Annotated in this window: 11 protein-coding genes; 10 read left to right on the top strand and 1 reads right to left on the bottom strand. The window is 65.5% G+C overall.

Annotation, left to right across the window (positions count from 1 at the left end; translation table 11 throughout):
* Nucleotides 1-14: 14 nt before the first annotated feature.
* The 3 genes from ACQY39_RS20975 (at nucleotide 15) to ACQY39_RS20965 (ending at nucleotide 4,790) form a co-directional block, all read left to right on the top strand.
* Nucleotides 15-1,313 carry an NAD(P)/FAD-dependent oxidoreductase gene (locus ACQY39_RS20975; RefSeq protein WP_428509534.1) on the top strand — a complete coding sequence of 433 codons (1,299 nt, stop codon included), beginning with the start codon at nucleotides 15-17 and terminating at the stop codon, nucleotides 1,311-1,313.
* Between the two features lie 142 nt (nucleotides 1,314-1,455).
* Nucleotides 1,456-4,104, top strand: a complete 2,649-nt coding sequence (locus ACQY39_RS20970) for a phosphocholine-specific phospholipase C (protein ID WP_428509532.1) — start codon at nucleotides 1,456-1,458, stop codon at nucleotides 4,102-4,104.
* A gap of 23 nt (nucleotides 4,105-4,127) precedes the next feature.
* Nucleotides 4,128-4,790, top strand: a complete 663-nt coding sequence (locus tag ACQY39_RS20965) for a PEP-CTERM sorting domain-containing protein (RefSeq protein ID WP_428509530.1) — start codon at nucleotides 4,128-4,130, stop codon at nucleotides 4,788-4,790.
* Here ACQY39_RS20965 and ACQY39_RS20960 read toward each other — a convergent pair.
* A complete protein-coding gene (locus tag ACQY39_RS20960) occupies nucleotides 4,778-5,587 on the bottom strand; it encodes a MipA/OmpV family protein (protein WP_428509528.1) in 810 nt (269 codons plus the stop codon). The two genes, ACQY39_RS20965 and ACQY39_RS20960, sit on opposite strands and share 13 nt — an antisense overlap.
* Nucleotides 5,588-5,845: 258 nt before the next feature.
* On the opposite strand from ACQY39_RS20960, the gene ACQY39_RS20955 reads away from it, so the two are divergent.
* The 7 genes from ACQY39_RS20955 (at nucleotide 5,846) to rpmI (ending at nucleotide 15,317) form a co-directional block, all read left to right on the top strand.
* Nucleotides 5,846-8,203: a Tex family protein gene (locus ACQY39_RS20955; RefSeq protein WP_428509526.1), complete on the top strand. Its 2,358-nt coding sequence runs from the start codon at nucleotides 5,846-5,848 to the stop codon at nucleotides 8,201-8,203.
* A gap of 182 nt (nucleotides 8,204-8,385) precedes the next feature.
* Nucleotides 8,386-10,578 (top strand): TonB-dependent receptor plug domain-containing protein, encoded by a 2,193-nt coding sequence (locus ACQY39_RS20950; protein WP_428509524.1) that lies wholly within the window; start codon nucleotides 8,386-8,388, stop codon nucleotides 10,576-10,578.
* 19 nt (nucleotides 10,579-10,597) lie between these two features.
* A complete protein-coding gene (locus tag ACQY39_RS20945; protein ID WP_428509522.1) occupies nucleotides 10,598-11,689 on the top strand; it encodes a phospholipase in 1,092 nt (363 codons plus the stop codon).
* A 107-nt stretch (nucleotides 11,690-11,796) separates the two neighbouring features.
* Complete coding sequence (locus tag ACQY39_RS20940; protein ID WP_428509520.1) at nucleotides 11,797-12,099, top strand: glycine zipper 2TM domain-containing protein; 303 nt, start codon at nucleotides 11,797-11,799, stop codon at nucleotides 12,097-12,099.
* Between the two features lie 233 nt (nucleotides 12,100-12,332).
* Complete coding sequence (gene thrS / locus ACQY39_RS20935) at nucleotides 12,333-14,252, top strand: threonine--tRNA ligase (protein ID WP_428509518.1); 1,920 nt, start codon at nucleotides 12,333-12,335, stop codon at nucleotides 14,250-14,252.
* 71 nt (nucleotides 14,253-14,323) lie between these two features.
* Nucleotides 14,324-14,869 carry a translation initiation factor IF-3 gene (gene infC / locus ACQY39_RS20930; RefSeq protein ID WP_263518783.1) on the top strand — a complete coding sequence of 182 codons (546 nt, stop codon included), beginning with the start codon at nucleotides 14,324-14,326 and terminating at the stop codon, nucleotides 14,867-14,869.
* 244 nt (nucleotides 14,870-15,113) lie between these two features.
* The gene (gene rpmI / locus ACQY39_RS20925) at nucleotides 15,114-15,317 is read left to right on the top strand and encodes a 50S ribosomal protein L35 (protein ID WP_263518291.1); all 204 of its coding nucleotides are present in this window, start codon (nucleotides 15,114-15,116) and stop codon (nucleotides 15,315-15,317) included.
* Nucleotides 15,318-15,339: the final 22 nt, after the last annotated feature.

Below are 15,339 nucleotides of genomic sequence, written 5' to 3'. Positions count from 1 at the left end.
TCAATCATTCATCCATGTCAGCCGTCCCCCTCGCCATCGATTCCCGCCACGCCGTCGTTATCGGCGGCGGCCCTGCTGGGCTCATGGCCGCCGAGCGCCTGCGTGCGGCGGGCATGGAGGTCGATGTCTACGATGCCATGGCCTCGGTCGGGCGCAAATTCCTGCTCGCCGGCAAGGGCGGGCTCAACCTGACCCATTCCGAGGACAGCCTCAGTTTCCGCAGCCGCTTCGCCGAGCGTTGCGAAGAGGTCGGCGCTTGGCTGGCCCATTTCGACGGCCCAGCCCTGCGTACCTGGGCCGCCGAGCTGGGCGTGGACACCTTTGTCGGCAGCTCCGGCCGGGTCTTCCCGGTCGATATGAAATCGGCGCCCTTGCTGCGCGCCTGGCTGGCTCGGCTGCGCAACAGCGGGGTCCGCTTTCATATGCGCCACCGCTGGTTGGGCTGGGACGAAGAAGGCTGCTTGCGCTTCGCCCATGGCGACCAACAGCTGACCCTGCCCCACACCGGCGCCGTCGTGCTGGCCCTGGGCGGCGCGTCATGGCCGCAGCTGGGCTCCAACGCCGGCTGGGTGCCGCTGCTGACGGCCCACGGCGTGGACATCGCCGGCCTGCGCGCGGCCAACTGCGGCTTCAATCTGGGGCTGGCCCGCGACGGCCGGCCGCAGCCCGGCTGGTCGCCGCTGTTTGCCGAGCGCTTTGCCGGCCAGCCGGTCAAGCCGGTGGCTCTGCATTTCCAAGGGCGCAGCGGCCGCCGCTTCGACCGCCAGGGCGAGTTCGTCATCACCTCCAGCGGCGTCGAGGGCTCCTTGATCTATGCCGCCTCCAGCCTGCTGCGCGAAGAGATCGCCGAGTTCGGCGAGGCGGTGATGCACCTGGACCTGCTGCCCGACCGCAGCGAGAGCTTTGTCATGGACGAGGTGGCCCGCCCGCGGGGCTCGCGCTCCATGTCCACCCACCTCAAGAGCCGCCTGGGCCTGGAAGGGCTGAAAGCCGGCTTGTTGTTTGAAGTCCTGAGCAAGGATGAGTACGCCGACCTGCCCACCCTGGCCCGCACCATCAAACGCCTGCCTTTGCGCCTGGCTTCCACCCGGCCGATGGCCGAGGCCATCAGCACGGCCGGTGGTGTGCGCCTGGAAGAGCTGGACGAACAGCTGATGATCAAGCGCCTGCCGGGCCTGTTCTGCGCCGGCGAGATGCTGGACTGGGAAGCGCCCACCGGCGGCTACCTGCTCACCGCCAGCATGGCCAGCGGCTGGGTGGCCGGCGAGGGCGCGGTGCGGCATCTGCAACGTGGTGCCGGCCTCACAGTCTGAAAGACGGACCGGGTTACATACCCCCTGGTCTAAACGGCTCATGCCGCGCTGGATCGCCTGACATCGCGGCTTCTCAGAATCGGCGGTTTTCACCTCCGGCCGTGCGCGCTTTTTGGCTTGTGCGGTCGGTTCGGAGACCGCCATGAGCAGCAGAATAATTCAAAACCCCTCCCGCCGCGGCTTTCTGGCTGCCGGTGCGGCCGGCCTGGCCAGCACCCCCAGCTTTGCCCAGACCATCGCCCGCGCCCTGGCTACGCCGGCCAGCCAAGTCAGCGGCGGCCTGGGCGACATCGAGCATGTGGTTTTCCTGATGCAGGAAAACCGCTCCTTCGACCATTACTTCGGCTGCCTGGCCGGCGTGCGCGGCTTCAGCGATCCGCGTGCCATCACCTTGCCCTCGGGCAAGCCGGTCTGGTTCCAGCCCAGCGGCAGCAGCCATGTGCTGCCCTACCACTACGACGTCAAGAACACCAACGCCCTGCATGTCGGCCTGGACCACCACTGGAAGGGCACGGAAGCAGTCTGGAAGGACTGGAACGCCTGGGTGCCCAAGAAGACTTCGATGTCCCTGGGCTATTTCGACCGCGGCGATCTGCCTTTCTACTACGCCCTGGCCGACGCCTTCACCACCTGTGATGCCTACCACTGCTCGGTCTTCGGCCCCACCGACCCGAACCGTTTCTATGCCCTGAGCGGCCACACGGCCGGCTACGTCACCGGCATTCCCGACAGCCGGCTCTACAACGTCAACAACGGCACCTACAACGCCGACATCGCCAACGACAACCCGGCTGCTCAGGGAATCACGTGGCAAAGCTATGCCGAGGTGCTGGAAGCACAAGGGGTCAGTTGGAAGGTCTACCAGGAGTGGGACAACTACGGCGACAACTACCTGCAGTACTTCAAGAACTTCCGCGTCGACGCGGCCGGCCGCAAGCTGACGCCCGAGTCGCCGCTGTACCAGAAGTGCCGCGCCATGGCCGCGGGCTCGAACGCATCGAACTCCGCGCAAACCACCGGCCAGTGGCTGATCGATGACTTTGCCTCCGATGTGCGCGCCGGCCGCCTGCCGGCCGTGTCCTGGATCTGCGCGCCGACCGAGTACTGCGAGCATCCCTCGCCCACGCCCAATGCCGGTGAGAACTTCAGCGCCCGCCTGTTGGCCGCCTTGGTCGACAACCCTGAGGTCTGGGCCAAGACCGTGCTCATCATCACCTACGACGAGAACGACGGCTTCTTCGACCACATGCCCTCGAACGTGCCGCCCATGGACGCCGGCCGTGGCCGCAGCACGGTGGCCAACAGCTTGCAGGGCGAGGTCTACAACGACAGCGAGCCGATCGGCCTGGGCCCACGCGTGCCGACCCTGGTGATCTCGCCCTGGAGCAAGGGCGGGCGCGTCAACTCCCAGCTCTTCGACCACACCTCGCAAATCCGTTTCCTCGAAGAGTGGCTGGTGCAGGGCAAGGGCCTGGCGCGTGCGGCCGTGCAGTGCCCCAATATCTCGCCCTGGCGCCGCGCGGTCTGCGGCGATCTGCTCAGCGTCTTCAACTTCGACGAGCCGAACAAGACCTGGCCGGCCGGGGTGCCGCGCACGGCTGAGTACCCCAAGTACGACGCCACGGCGCCGGCCTGGCCGCCCGCCACCCAGGTGCTGCCGCGCCAGGAGCAGGTCAGCACCGGCCAGCCGCGCCCGGCCTGCCCCATGCCCTACCGTGCCGAGGTGGATGGCGCCGTGCAGGGCACGGCCCGCCAGTTCGCTTTGAGCTTTGGCAATGGCGGCACGGTGGCCGAGCCCTTCATCGTCTACTCGGCCCTGCGCAGCGACGGCCCCTGGCACTACACCCTGGCCGCCGGCACGCGCGTCGAGCGCGAGGTCTGGAACTGGAGCGGCGACAGCTACCAGCTCAAGGTCCATGGCCAGAACGGTTTTGTGCGCGAGTTCAGCGGGGCGCTGGGCAGCGCGGCGCGGCAGCTGGAAGTCAGCTTGCGTGAAGAGCCCGCCAGCCGCAGCGTGCGCCTGCAGTTCAGCAACAGCAGCAGCCAGGTGCTGCGCCTGCAACTGGTGGATCTGGCCTATGGCCAAGGAAAGCTGCTGGAACTGACGCTCCAGCCGCAGCAAAGCCACAGCGAGACCCGCAGCGTGGAGGCCAGCCGCGGCTGGTACGACCTGGGCGTGACGCTGGAAGGCCAGAGCCTGTACTGGCGCCGCCTGGCCGGCCATGTCGAAGGCGCGGGCCTGGACTACACCGACCCGGTGCTCAACGGCCTGGCCCAGGCCCAGGACTCGCCGCCGGTGCAGGTGCCGACGCCGCCTCCTGTCAACCCGGTGCGCTTCAGCGTCTCGGCTAGCGTTTCCCGCATCGGCGACAGCATCAATCTGAGCTGGCAAGGCCTGCCGGCCGGCAACAAGCATTGGCTGGGCTTCTACCGCAAGGGCATGGTGCCCGGCGGCCCGGGCTCGCTGAAGTGGAACTATGTGGCCGCGCCGGCCGGCGGCCAGAGCTTCAGCCTGGCCAGCTTCCCAGAGGGCGAGTACTTCTTCGGCCTGTTCCTGAACGATGGCTACGAAGAGGCGGCCCCGCGCCTGGCCCTGCGTCTGCTCAAGCGCGGCGACATCAACGGCGACGGCCGCATCGACGCCGCCGACCGTGAGGCCCAGCGCGCCGCCATGGGGGTCTGCGCCGGCGACAGCCGCTACCAGCCCCTGGCTAATTTCGATGCCGATGCCTGCATCACCCAGGCCGACTACCGCGCCTGGTTTGACATCTTCCGCCAGCAAAAGCCTTGATCACCCCACGCAGGAACATGACCATGACACGCACACCGAACACCTTTTTGAAATTCGGCGCCCCGAGCCTGGCGGCCAGCCTGCTGGGCGCCGCCGGCCTGCTGGCTTCTTCCCTGGCTTCAGCCCAGACTTTCGCGGCCAGTGCCATCACGCCCACCGGCCTGCCGCTGGAGCCGCTGCTGCGCCTGGAGCTGCCCGTGGCGGCGCAGCAGGGCCAGACCCTGAACGTGGCCATCCGTCTGGACCAGCCCTTCGCCGGCCGCGCCGCCGACGATGTGTTTTTGTTCTACGGCTTCAAGCTCGACTTCGACCCCAGCCAGCTGCGCTTCAAGGGCTTTGCTGCGGCCGAGGGTTGGAGCGATGACAGCGGCTTTCTGCGCCCCGGCGAGATCGGTGCGTCCAACTTCCCCGGCGTCGCCGCCGCGGCTGCTCAGTCCTGGCTGAACCTGGGCGCGCTGCAGTTCGAGCTGCTGAGCCCGGGCGAGGCCTGGTTGCAGATCAGCAGCCCCGACGGCGACCTCAACCTCGGCCTCGGCTATGCCCAGGGCACGGCCAATTTGCCCATCGACTGGCGCGGCAGCCTGCAGGTCAGCGCCGTGCCCGAGCCCGGCGCGTTGTCGATGACGCTGGCGGGGCTGCTGGGCCTGGGGCTGATACAGCGCCGCCGCCTGGGTCAGAACAAGTAGCCGAAGGACACCAGTCCGTTGACGCTGGTTTTCTGGTGCGTCAGCGGGCTGTTCTTGGCATCGCCCTGCAGGGCGCTGACCGAGAGGCCGGCTGTCACGCTGCTGCGCGGGCTGAGGATGTGGGTCAGCGAGGCATTGGCCCGCACATCGCGCAGGCCTGCGCCGACGCTGTAGGGCGCATAGCCGCTGCTCGCCGCCTGGGCCGCGCTGACGCCGAAGTAGGACTGCAGCGCTTCGCGGTTGGCCAGGGTCAGGGCAGCGCCCACACCGAGGCGCCAGCTCGCATCCAGCGGGATCTGATGGGCCACACCCAGATCGACCAGCAGGCCCTTGCGGTCCTGGCCGGAGCCGTAGCGCAAGGAGCTGGTCAGGGCCAGGCTCTGGCTGGGGCTGTAATTGAAGAAGCCACCGATCTCGGGGCGGAACTCGATGTCGCCCATGCCGCGCAAGGCTGGTGAGCGGTCTTCATCGCGGCCGAAATCGGCCGTCAGGCGCAGGCCGTAGCTGAACTGGGCTTGCTTGGAGAAGTTCAGGCCCAGGCCATTGCTGGTGCCGGCAAACCAGCCATTGCTCCATTGGTAGTCGAGGCTGGGCACCAGCATGGCCCGACTTTTCTTCGAGCCTTGGTAGGCATGGCCGGCCAATGCGACCACGCCGATGCGGCCGCCGTCGCGCTCGGGGGCGGCGCCGTAGATGCGGGCGGTGTCGAAGGCCTGGGCCTGAGCCAGGGTGCTGCTGAATAGGCCGATGCAGGCGATCAGGCTAGCGGCGGACAGATGGCAGAGGGTGTGGGTCATGGTGGCGTGCCGGGGCTGGGTTGATGAGCGGAAGGGCGAGTTGCATGAACAGGCGTGCAGCCTGGATTTGATGCCGGCGGCCACGCGTGCGAGGCCGGGCCGGATGAATCGCCTCGCAATATGGCGTAAATCTGTGACTTTTGCTGGCGCCCGCCTTTTGGCGGCCGGTCCGGGGGCTGCACATGGCTGCGGCCAGGAGCGCCGCCAGCCCCTGTGGCACACTCCGCCGCTTCCTGTTTTGACTGCCTCGCCGACGTTTTGGACAAGATCCTGCTTCAAATTGCCGCCGAACTGAGCGTTCGCCCGGCCCAGATCAACGCCGCCGTGGAGCTGCTCGATGGCGGCGCCACCGTGCCCTTCATCGCCCGCTACCGCAAGGAAGTGACCGACGGGCTGGACGACAGCCAGCTGCGTGATATCGAGGCCCGCCTGGCCTATCTGCGCGAGCTGGAAGACCGCCGCGCCGCCGTGCTCAAGAGCATCGAGGAGCAAGGCAAGCTCACGCCCGAGCTGCAAGCCGCCATCCTCGCCGCGCCGACCAAGCAGGAGCTGGAAGACCTCTACCTGCCCTACAAGCAAAAGCGCCGCACCAAGGGCATGATCGCCCGCGAAGCCGGCCTGGAGCCCCTGGCCGACAAGCTGTTTGCCGACCCCGGCCTGGACCCGATGGCGGAGGCTGCGGCCTTCATCAACGCCGACGCCGGTTTTGCCGACGCGTTTGCAGTGTTGGACGGTGTGCGCGACCTTCTGTCCGAGCGCTGGGCCGAGGACGCGCTCTTGATCGGCAAGCTGCGCGAGTGGCTGTGGGCCGAGGGCTTGTTCAAGTCCAAGCTGATGGACGGCAAGGATGAGCAGAACCCCGATGTCGCCAAGTTCCGCGACTACTTCGATTACGACGAGCCGATCCGCACCGTGCCTTCGCACCGCGCGCTGGCCGTGTTCCGCGGCCGCACGCTGGAGATCCTCGACGCCAAGCTGGCGCTGGACGAAGAGGTGGTGGCCGGCCAACCGGGTTTGGCGGAAGGCCGTATCGCCCGCCACCTGGGCTGGACCATGGGCACACGCCCGGGCGACGCCCTGATTCGCAAGACCATCTCCTGGACCTGGAAGGTCAAGCTCTCCATGAGCTTGGAGCGCGATCTGTTCTCGCGCCTGCGTGAGGAGGCCGAGGCCGTGGCCATCAAGGTGTTCGCCGAGAACCTGCGTGACCTGCTGCTGGCCGCGCCGGCCGGCAAGCGTGTGGTCATGGGTCTGGACCCAGGCATTCGCACCGGCGTCAAGGTGGCCGTGGTCAGCGACACCGGCCGGGTGCTGGACACCTGCGCTGTGTTCCCGCACGAGCCGCGCAAGGACTGGGACGGCTCGCTGCACACCCTGGGCCGCCTCTGCGCCACCCACGGTGTCAACTTGATCGCCATCGGCAACGGTACGGCCAGTCGCGAAACCGACAAGCTGGCCGGCGACCTGATCAAGCGCATCCAGCAACTGGCCCCTGGCACGCCCATCGACAAGGTGGTGGTCAGCGAGGCCGGCGCCTCGATCTATTCGGCGTCCGAGTTCGCCTCCAAGGAACTGCCCGATCTGGATGTGACCCTGCGCGGCGCGGTGTCCATCGCCCGCCGCCTGCAGGACCCGCTGGCCGAGTTGGTCAAGATCGACCCCAAAAGCATTGGCGTCGGCCAGTACCAGCACGATGTCAACCAGAGCGCCATGGCCAAGACCCTGGACGCGGTGGTGGAAGACTGCGTGAACTCGGTCGGCGTGGACCTGAACACCGCCTCGGCCCCGCTGCTGTCGCGCGTGTCCGGCCTGTCCGGCACGGTGGCCGCGTCCATCGTGCGCTGGCGCGATGCCAACGGTGCTTTCAAGAGTCGCAAGCAGCTACTCGATGTCGCCGGCCTCGGCCCCAAGACCTTCGAGCAATCGGCCGGCTTCCTGCGCATCCGCGATGGCGAGAACCCGCTGGATTTCTCGGGCGTGCACCCCGAAACCTACCCGGTGGTGGAGCGCATCCTCAAGGCGGTCAACAAGCCGGCGGCCGAGGTGATGGGCAAGAGCGATGTGATCCGCGCGCTGAAGCCTGAGGCCTTTGCCGACGAGAAATTCGGCGCCATCACGGTCAAGGACATCCTGGCCGAGCTGGAAAAGCCGGGGCGTGACCCGCGCCCGGACTTCAAGGTCGCCCGCTTCAACGAAGGCGTGGACGACATCAAGGACCTGGTGGAAGGCATGGTGCTCGAGGGCACGGTGTCCAACGTCGCCCAGTTCGGCGCTTTCGTGGACCTGGGCGTGCACCAGGACGGTCTGGTGCATGTCAGCCAGCTGTCCAATAAATTCGTCACCGATGCCCGCGAGGTGGTCAAGACCGGCGACATCGTCAAGGTGCGGGTGCTGGAGGTGGACCTGGCGCGCAAGCGCGTGTCGCTGACCATGAAGCTCGACGCACCGACGCCGCGCGCCGGCAGCAAGCCCGACAACAGCTACCGCCCGGCAGGCCGCAACGAGCGCATGGGCTCGGGCGGAGGCCGAGCCGGGCAGGGCTCTGCACGCCCGCCCGAGCCGGCAGCGAGCGGTGCCATGGCGGCGGCTTTCGCCAAATTCAAGAAGCCGAGCTGAGACCTGCGGGGAGGGTGAGCGGTCGGCCCGGCCGCCGTTGGCGCATCCGGGCTGCAAATCAGCCCCAACAAGTCGCGCTTGGTCGGCTGCAGGCAGACTGCGACACGCGCGCTCGTTAAGCTGCCGCCCTGTTGTCATGCTTGTCCCTGGAGTCCTCTTTGAATTCTCTGTCTCGCACTTCCGTGAATCGGGCCTGTCGCCTGTTGTTGGCGACCAGCGCCTTGTCCTTGAGCGCATCGCTGGTGGCGGCGCAGGAAGGTGTGCCTGGCATGGGCGACAACCGCCCGGCGGCCGGCAACAAGCTGGAGCGGGTGGAGCTGACGTCCCGTCCGCAAAGCGACACCGATTTGCGCCGCAAATCGCCGGTGGCCAAGCAGGTCTACGGCCGCGAGGAAATGGACAAGTTCGGCGACACCAATGTGGCCGATGTGCTGAAGCGCCTGCCCGGCGTGAACATGCAGGGCGGTGCGCCGCGCATGCGCGGCCTGGGCTCGGGCTACACCCTGATCCTGATCAACGGCGACCCGGCGCCCCCGGGCTTCGACATGAGCCAGCTCAGCCCTTCGCAGGTGGAGCGCATCGAAGTGACCAAGGCGCCCACCGCCGACCAGAGTGCTCAGGCCGTGGCCGGCGCCATCAATATCATCCTGAAGGACGCGCCGCGCATCTCGCAGCGCGATTTGCGACTGGGCATCGGCTACAGCGCCGTGCGTCCCACGCCCTCGGCCACCTTCACCCTGGGCGAGAAGATCGGTTCGGCAGCGGTGTCCGTGCCCCTGTCCTTCTTCCAGTGGCGAGGTCAGAACGATGTACAGAGCACCCGTCGCATGCCGGGCAGCGACGGCGAGCCTTCGAGCAGCGTGCAGCAGGGGGAGCAGGCCAACTGGGGTCATGGTTTCAACTCGGCCCCGCGCCTGAACTGGAAGATCAGCGACGAGGAGTCGCTGACCCTTCAGGCCTTTTTGCAAAAAGGCTTCTGGAACAACCGCAGCAGCTACGAGCTCGTGTCTAGCAGCCCCAATGCGGTGCTCGATGACGACAGCCTGAGCCACGGCACCTGGCAGAACCTGCGCGGCAACGCGGTCTGGTCCAAGCGCTTCAATGACGAGCAGAAGCTGGAACTCAAGGGTGGCGTGCAGCATTCGCGCGGCACCTTCGACAACCAGACCTTTCTGCCAGCCAGCCAGCTGCGCCGTGCGGTCGGTGACAACACCGACCGCGGCTTCACCCAGGCCGGCAAGTTCGGCCAGCTGCTGGGCGAGGACCACAGCCTGACCGTGGGCTGGGACCTGGAATGGCGCCGTCGCGAGGAAGAGCGCACGGTCTCCGAAGCCGGCAAGCCCCAGCTGCCAGATTTCGATGGCCAGCCCTTCGGCGCCCGCATCACCCGCCAGGCCCTCTTTGTGCAGGACGAGTGGGAGCTGTCGCCGCAATGGTCCACCTACCTGGGCCTGCGTAGCGAGCGCATCATCACCGAGAGCCGCGGCCTGGCTGAACCGGTGCGCAACACCAGCACTGTGACGACCCCGCTCTGGCACCTGAACTACAAGTTCGACCCCAAGGGCAAGGACCTGATCCGCGCCAGCCTGACGCGCAGCTACAAGGCGCCGGACCTGAATGCCCTGCTGGCCCGCCCCAGCCTGAGCAGCCTGTTCACCGACACGAGCAAGCCCAACACCGAGATCTCGCCGGACCGCGAAGGCAACCCGCTGCTCAAGCCCGAGCTGGCCACCGGCCTCGACGTGGCCTATGAGAAGTACTTGACCGGCGGCGGCATGTTCAGCGTCGGCGTGTTCCATCGCAAGGTCAACGACCTGGTCCGCAACGTCACCAGCCTGTCGTCGGTCTCTTGGGCCAGCGTGCCGCGCTATGTCTCGCGCCCGACCAATTTCTCCAAGGCCCAGACCACCGGCCTGGAGCTGGAAATCAAGGGTCGCGCGGCTGAGCTGATGCCCGATTGGTTCGATATCAAGACCGCCCTCAATCTGCGGGCTTCGCTGAGCTACTACAAGTCCAAGGTCGACGCCTTGCCTGGTCCGGACAACCGCCTGGACGGCCAGCAGCCTTGGTCCGGCAACCTGGGTTTTGACTATCGTTTCAGCGGGCTGCCTCTGGTCACCGGCGCCAGCTTGGCCTACACCCCGGGCTATGCCACCCAGCAGACCCTGAGCCAAACAGTCGAGCAGTCGCGTTCGCGTGCGCTGGACATGTTTGCCCAGTGGACCTTCAGCAAGACCTTGTCCATGCGGGTTTCAGCCAACAATCTGGCGCCGCTCGATGCCGAATCGCAAACCCTGCTCAGCAGTGGCTATGGCAGTGGCAACGTGCGCAAGGGTCGCAGCTTCTTCGGTATCAATCTGGAGATGAAGCTCTGATGCAGGAACTGCGCCACCGATGAGCACCCCAGCGCTGCAGATCTTCGCCGGCCCTAGGGCCCGCGCTCGCTTGGCCGAGCGTGGCCTGCGGCCTGAGGATGTGCGCGTGGTGCCGGCCGCGGCCGGTGGCCCCAAAGGCCTGATCTTGGGGCCGCTGGATCAGTTCATCTTTGGCGACTGGCTCTTGCGCAGCACGCAAGAGGTTCATTTGATCGGTGCCTCGATCGGCGCCTGGCGCATGGCCACAGCCTGTCTCAGGGCCGACGCGGCCGAGACGCAAGCCGAATTCGCCCGCCTGTCCCACGAGTATGTTCACCAGCACTACGACAGCGAGCCAGGCAAGCCACCCAGCGCCGCCTCGGTGTCGGCCTCTTTCGCAGCCAAGCTCGACGAGGTCTTTGGCGGGCGCGAGGCGGCCGTGCTCAGCCATCCGCGCTGGCGCCTGCACATCCTGACTTCACGTGGCCGTGGCTTGCTGCTGAACCGGGAAGGGCGGCTGCGTACACCTTTGGGTTACGCCGGCGCCTTCGCGGCCAATGCCCTGGCTCGGCCAGCGATGGGACGGTGGCTGGAGCGGGTGCTGTTCTCAGACGCGCGCACGCCTTTGCCCCTGCCTTTGGCGGACTACCCGAGTCAGCAGGTGGTTTTGGATGCCGCCAACTTCCAGCCCAGCCTGCTTGCGAGTTGTTCCATTCCCTTTTGGCTGAAGGCGGTGCAAGACATCCCGGGCGCACCGCGCGGTGCCTATTGGGACGGCGGCATCACCGATTACCACCTGCATCTGAATTACGCCGCCATGGCGGGCGAGGGCCTGGTGCTCTACCCGCATTTCCAGCGCCAGGTGGTGCCGGGCTGGTTGGACAAGGCCTGGCAGCGCCGCCACGGCGCCACGCCTTTTCTCGACAATGTGGTCCTGCTGGCGCCGCACCCGGACTGGGTGCGCAGCCTGCCGCGCGCCAAGCTGCCCGATCGCTCGGACTTCCAGCACTTTGGCAACGACGCCGCCGGCCGGGCCAGGGTCTGGCTGCAGGCGATTGCCGAAAGCCAGCACCTGCGCGATGAATTTGCCCAGGCTTGCGCTTCGTCCAGCGTGCAGGCGCTGCCGCTGTGAATCGGGTCGCACTGAATTCCCGACACTTGTAAGCATTCGCAAGCGCGGCCAACCATGGCCGTGCTGTCGGCGTTGCAGATGAACTCAATCCTCCTGGAGAGATTCATATGTCTGCTCGTTTTGTGTTCCGTCCGGTTTTGCGCAGCGCGCTCGTGCTGGGGCTGGTATTCAGCTTGAGCGCCTGCATCGTGCTGCCACCGCGCCATGGACATCATCACCGGCACCATGGCTACGATGGCCGCGGCTACGGCCCTGTCCGCGGCGTCGGCCTAGTGACAGGCGGTGTGGTGGGTGGTGTGATCGGTCATGAATTGGCGCGCGATGGCGACCCAGCCTTGGGAGCGGCCGTGGGCGCAGTGGCCGGCGCGGTCATCGGCCATGAGATCGAGCGTTCACAACGTCGTCGCTGAAGCGCGGCTACAATCGGTGCCTCTTCAACGAACAAGGGCGAGAAAGGCACGATGGTTATGACACCGCGAACTACGACCACACCTCCACAGGTTTAGTCGGCCGCGGCTTCCACACGTCCCTACTCAGCTGCCTGCGGGCGGCAACCCAAGAAAAAGCGCGGCTCTGACAGCCGCGCTTTTTTGTTTTTCGGCCTTGCACTTGCAGGGCTCCTGATTCTTTCGGAGCAGCTTAGATGATCTCGATTCAATTGCCGGACGGTTCCAAGCGCGAGTTCCCCCAGGCGGTCACCGTGGCCGAAGTCGCCGCTTCCATTGGCGCCGGTCTGGCCAAGGCCGCCTTGGCGGGGCGTGTGGGGCAGGGCGAGGCCGCACGCATGGTGGACACCAGCTATCTGATCGAGGCCGACACGCAGCTGGCCATCATCACCGACAAGGACGCCGACGGCCTGGAAGTCATCCGTCATTCGACGGCCCACTTGCTGGCCTATGCCGTCAAGGAACTGTTCCCCGAGGCGCAGGTGACCATCGGCCCGGTGATCGAGAACGGCTTCTACTACGACTTCAGCTACAAGCGCCCCTTCACGCCCGAAGACTTGGCGGCGATCGAGTCGAAGATGGGCGAATTGGCCAAGAAAGACGAGAAGATCACCCGCTCGGTGCTGCCGCGCGACGAGGCCGTCAGCTACTTCAAGAGCCTGGGTGAAGCCTACAAGGCCGAGATCATCGAGAGCATCCCGGCCGACCAAGACGTGTCGCTCTACGCCGAAGGTGCATTCACCGATCTGTGCCGAGGCCCCCACGTGCCGTCCACCGGCAAGCTCAAGCATTTCAAGCTTATGAAGGTGGCCGGCGCCTACTGGCGCGGCGACCATCGCAACGAGCAGCTGCAGCGCATCTACGGTACGGCCTGGGCCAGCAAGGACGATCTGCAGAAGTACCTGCTGCGCCTGGAAGAGGCCGAGAAGCGCGACCACCGCAAGCTGGGCCGCGAACTGGATCTGTTCCATATCGACGAGCATTCGCCCGGCACCGTGTTCTGGCATCCCAAGGGCTGGACTGTCTGGCAGGAAGTCGAGCAGTACATGCGCCGCGTCTACCGTGACAACGGCTACCAGGAGGTCAAGGGTCCGCAAATTCTGGACAAGGGCCTGTGGGAGAAGTCCGGTCACTGGGACAAGTACCGGGACAATATGTTCATCACCGAGTCGGAGAAGCGTGACTACGCCTTGAAGCCGATGAACTGCCCGGGTCACATCCTGATCTTCAAGCATGGCATCAAGAGCTACCGCGACCTGCCGCTGCGCTTCGGCGAGTTCGGGCAATGCCATCGCAACGAGCCGACGGGCGGCCTGCACGGCATCATGCGCGTGCGAGGCTTCACGCAGGACGACGGCCACATCTTCTGTACCGAAGACCAGATCCTCGACGAGTGCGCCAATTTCACGGCGCTGCTGAAGAAGGTCTATGCTGACTTCGGCTTCACCGACATCGTCTACAAGGTGGCCACTCGCCCCGAGGCGCGCATCGGCACGGACGAGTACTGGGATCGCACCGAGCAAGTGCTGATGGAATCGCTGCGCCGCTCGGGCTGCGAGTTCGAGATCGCCCATGGCGAGGGAGCCTTCTATGCGCCCAAGATCGAATACGCGCTCAAGGATGCCTTGGGTCGCCAGTGGCAGTGCGGCACCATCCAGATCGATTCCAATATGCCCTCGCGTCTGGAGGCTGAGTTTGTCGATGAGGACAGCCAGCGCAAGACCCCGGTCATGTTGCACCGTGCCATCGTCGGCAGCCTGGAGCGTTTCATCGGCATCCTGATCGAACAGCATGCCGGCGCATTGCCGGTTTGGCTGGCGCCGGTGCAGGTGGTGGTGGCGAATATCACGGATGCGCAGGCCGATTACGTCGCTGAAATCGTGAAATCGCTGCAAAAACAAGGGCTTAGAGTCCAGGCTGATTTGCGGAACGAGAAAATCACGTATAAAATCCGTGAGCATTCTTTGCAAAAGGTTCCGTACATCCTCGTCGTCGGCGACAAGGAAAAGGCAAACGGAGCCGTTGCGGTGCGCGCCCGCGGCAACCAGGACCTCGGTGTGATGCCTCTGGAAGACTTCATTGCGAAGGCCTCCCAAGACATTGCCGACAAGGTCTGATGGCTGTCAGTCAGGCGCGCTTTTGCTTTGTTTGGGCCTCCTGCCTTGAGGCTCGTTGAAGGGTATGCACCATCGCTACATTTGCTGACCGTCGAGCCATTCCTGAGCGTAAGCATCGGCTGAATCGCGAAATCATGGCTCCTGAAGTCCGTCTGAACGGGCCTGAGAACGAGCCGCTCGGAATTGTGAGCATCCACGAAGCCTTGCGTATGGCGGGCGAATTGGATGTGGACGTTGTCGAAATCTCCGCCACCGCGACGCCGCCTGTGTGCCGCCTGATGGACTACGGCAAGTTCAAGTACATCGAGCAAAAGCGCGCTGCCGAGGCGAAGTCCAAGCAGAAGGTCATCGAAATCAAGGAAGTCAAGTTCCGCCCGGGTACGGACGAAGGCGACTACCTGATCAAGATGCGCAATCTGCGCCGCTTCATCGCCGAGGATGGTGACAAGGGCAAGGTCACGCTGCGTTATCGCGGTCGTGAAATCACCCACCAGGACATCGGTATGCGCTTGCTGGAACGCATTCGCGACGAGTTGTCCGATGTGGCTGTGGTGGAAAACATGCCCAAGCTGGAAGGCCGGCAGATGATCATGGTGTTGGCGCCGAAGAAGCGCTGATCACCTGGCCCGTCTTGAGCGGGCATGGCGCCTCGCGAGGGGCGCAATTGAAAGCGGGCCGTGGCCCGTTTTCAATTGCAGCAAGGCCGCCCTCGGGTGGTTCGGCGAACAACCTGTAAAGGCGGTTCGCGCAAGTTCAGGCCTGCCGATTTGGTCGTCGGCAGGCTTATTAGTCTCCAGAGGCTGGTTAAAGTATTGCGAGGCCCGCAATCGCCCCTGGGACGTACTTAAAAGGAGCACTCACATGCCCAAAATGAAGACCAAGAGCAGCGCCAAGAAGCGCTTCCGCGTCCGCCCGGGCGGTACCGTCAAGCGCGGTCAGGCGTTCAAGCGCCACATCCTCACGAAGAAGTCCACGAAGAACAAGCGCCACCTGCGTGGCACGACGGCCGTGCACGAAACCAACATGGGCCACATGGCTCAAATGTTGCCCTTCGCTGGCCTCTGATCGACTTCTGAAGGAGAAATAC

This window comes from Roseateles sp. (genome assembly GCF_965262435.1).
GTDB lineage: Bacteria > Pseudomonadota > Gammaproteobacteria > Burkholderiales > Burkholderiaceae_C > Paucibacter_A.
The sequence above is the reverse complement of the archived record's forward strand: the minus strand, read 5'-3'. Positions and strand labels throughout refer to the sequence as shown.

Coding starts and splice junctions, on each gene's coding strand:
- ACQY39_RS20970 (WP_428509532.1), top strand. CDS start 1,456: ATGAGCAGCAGAATAATTCAAAACCCCTCCCGCCGCGGCTTTCTGGCT.
- ACQY39_RS20975 (WP_428509534.1), top strand. CDS start 15: ATGTCAGCCGTCCCCCTCGCCATCGATTCCCGCCACGCCGTCGTTATC.
- ACQY39_RS20940 (WP_428509520.1), top strand. CDS start 11,797: ATGTCTGCTCGTTTTGTGTTCCGTCCGGTTTTGCGCAGCGCGCTCGTG.
- rpmI (WP_263518291.1), top strand. CDS start 15,114: ATGCCCAAAATGAAGACCAAGAGCAGCGCCAAGAAGCGCTTCCGCGTC.
- ACQY39_RS20960 (WP_428509528.1), bottom strand. CDS start 5,587: ATGACCCACACCCTCTGCCATCTGTCCGCCGCTAGCCTGATCGCCTGC.
- ACQY39_RS20945 (WP_428509522.1), top strand. CDS start 10,598: ATGAGCACCCCAGCGCTGCAGATCTTCGCCGGCCCTAGGGCCCGCGCT.
- ACQY39_RS20965 (WP_428509530.1), top strand. CDS start 4,128: ATGACACGCACACCGAACACCTTTTTGAAATTCGGCGCCCCGAGCCTG.
- thrS (WP_428509518.1), top strand. CDS start 12,333: ATGATCTCGATTCAATTGCCGGACGGTTCCAAGCGCGAGTTCCCCCAG.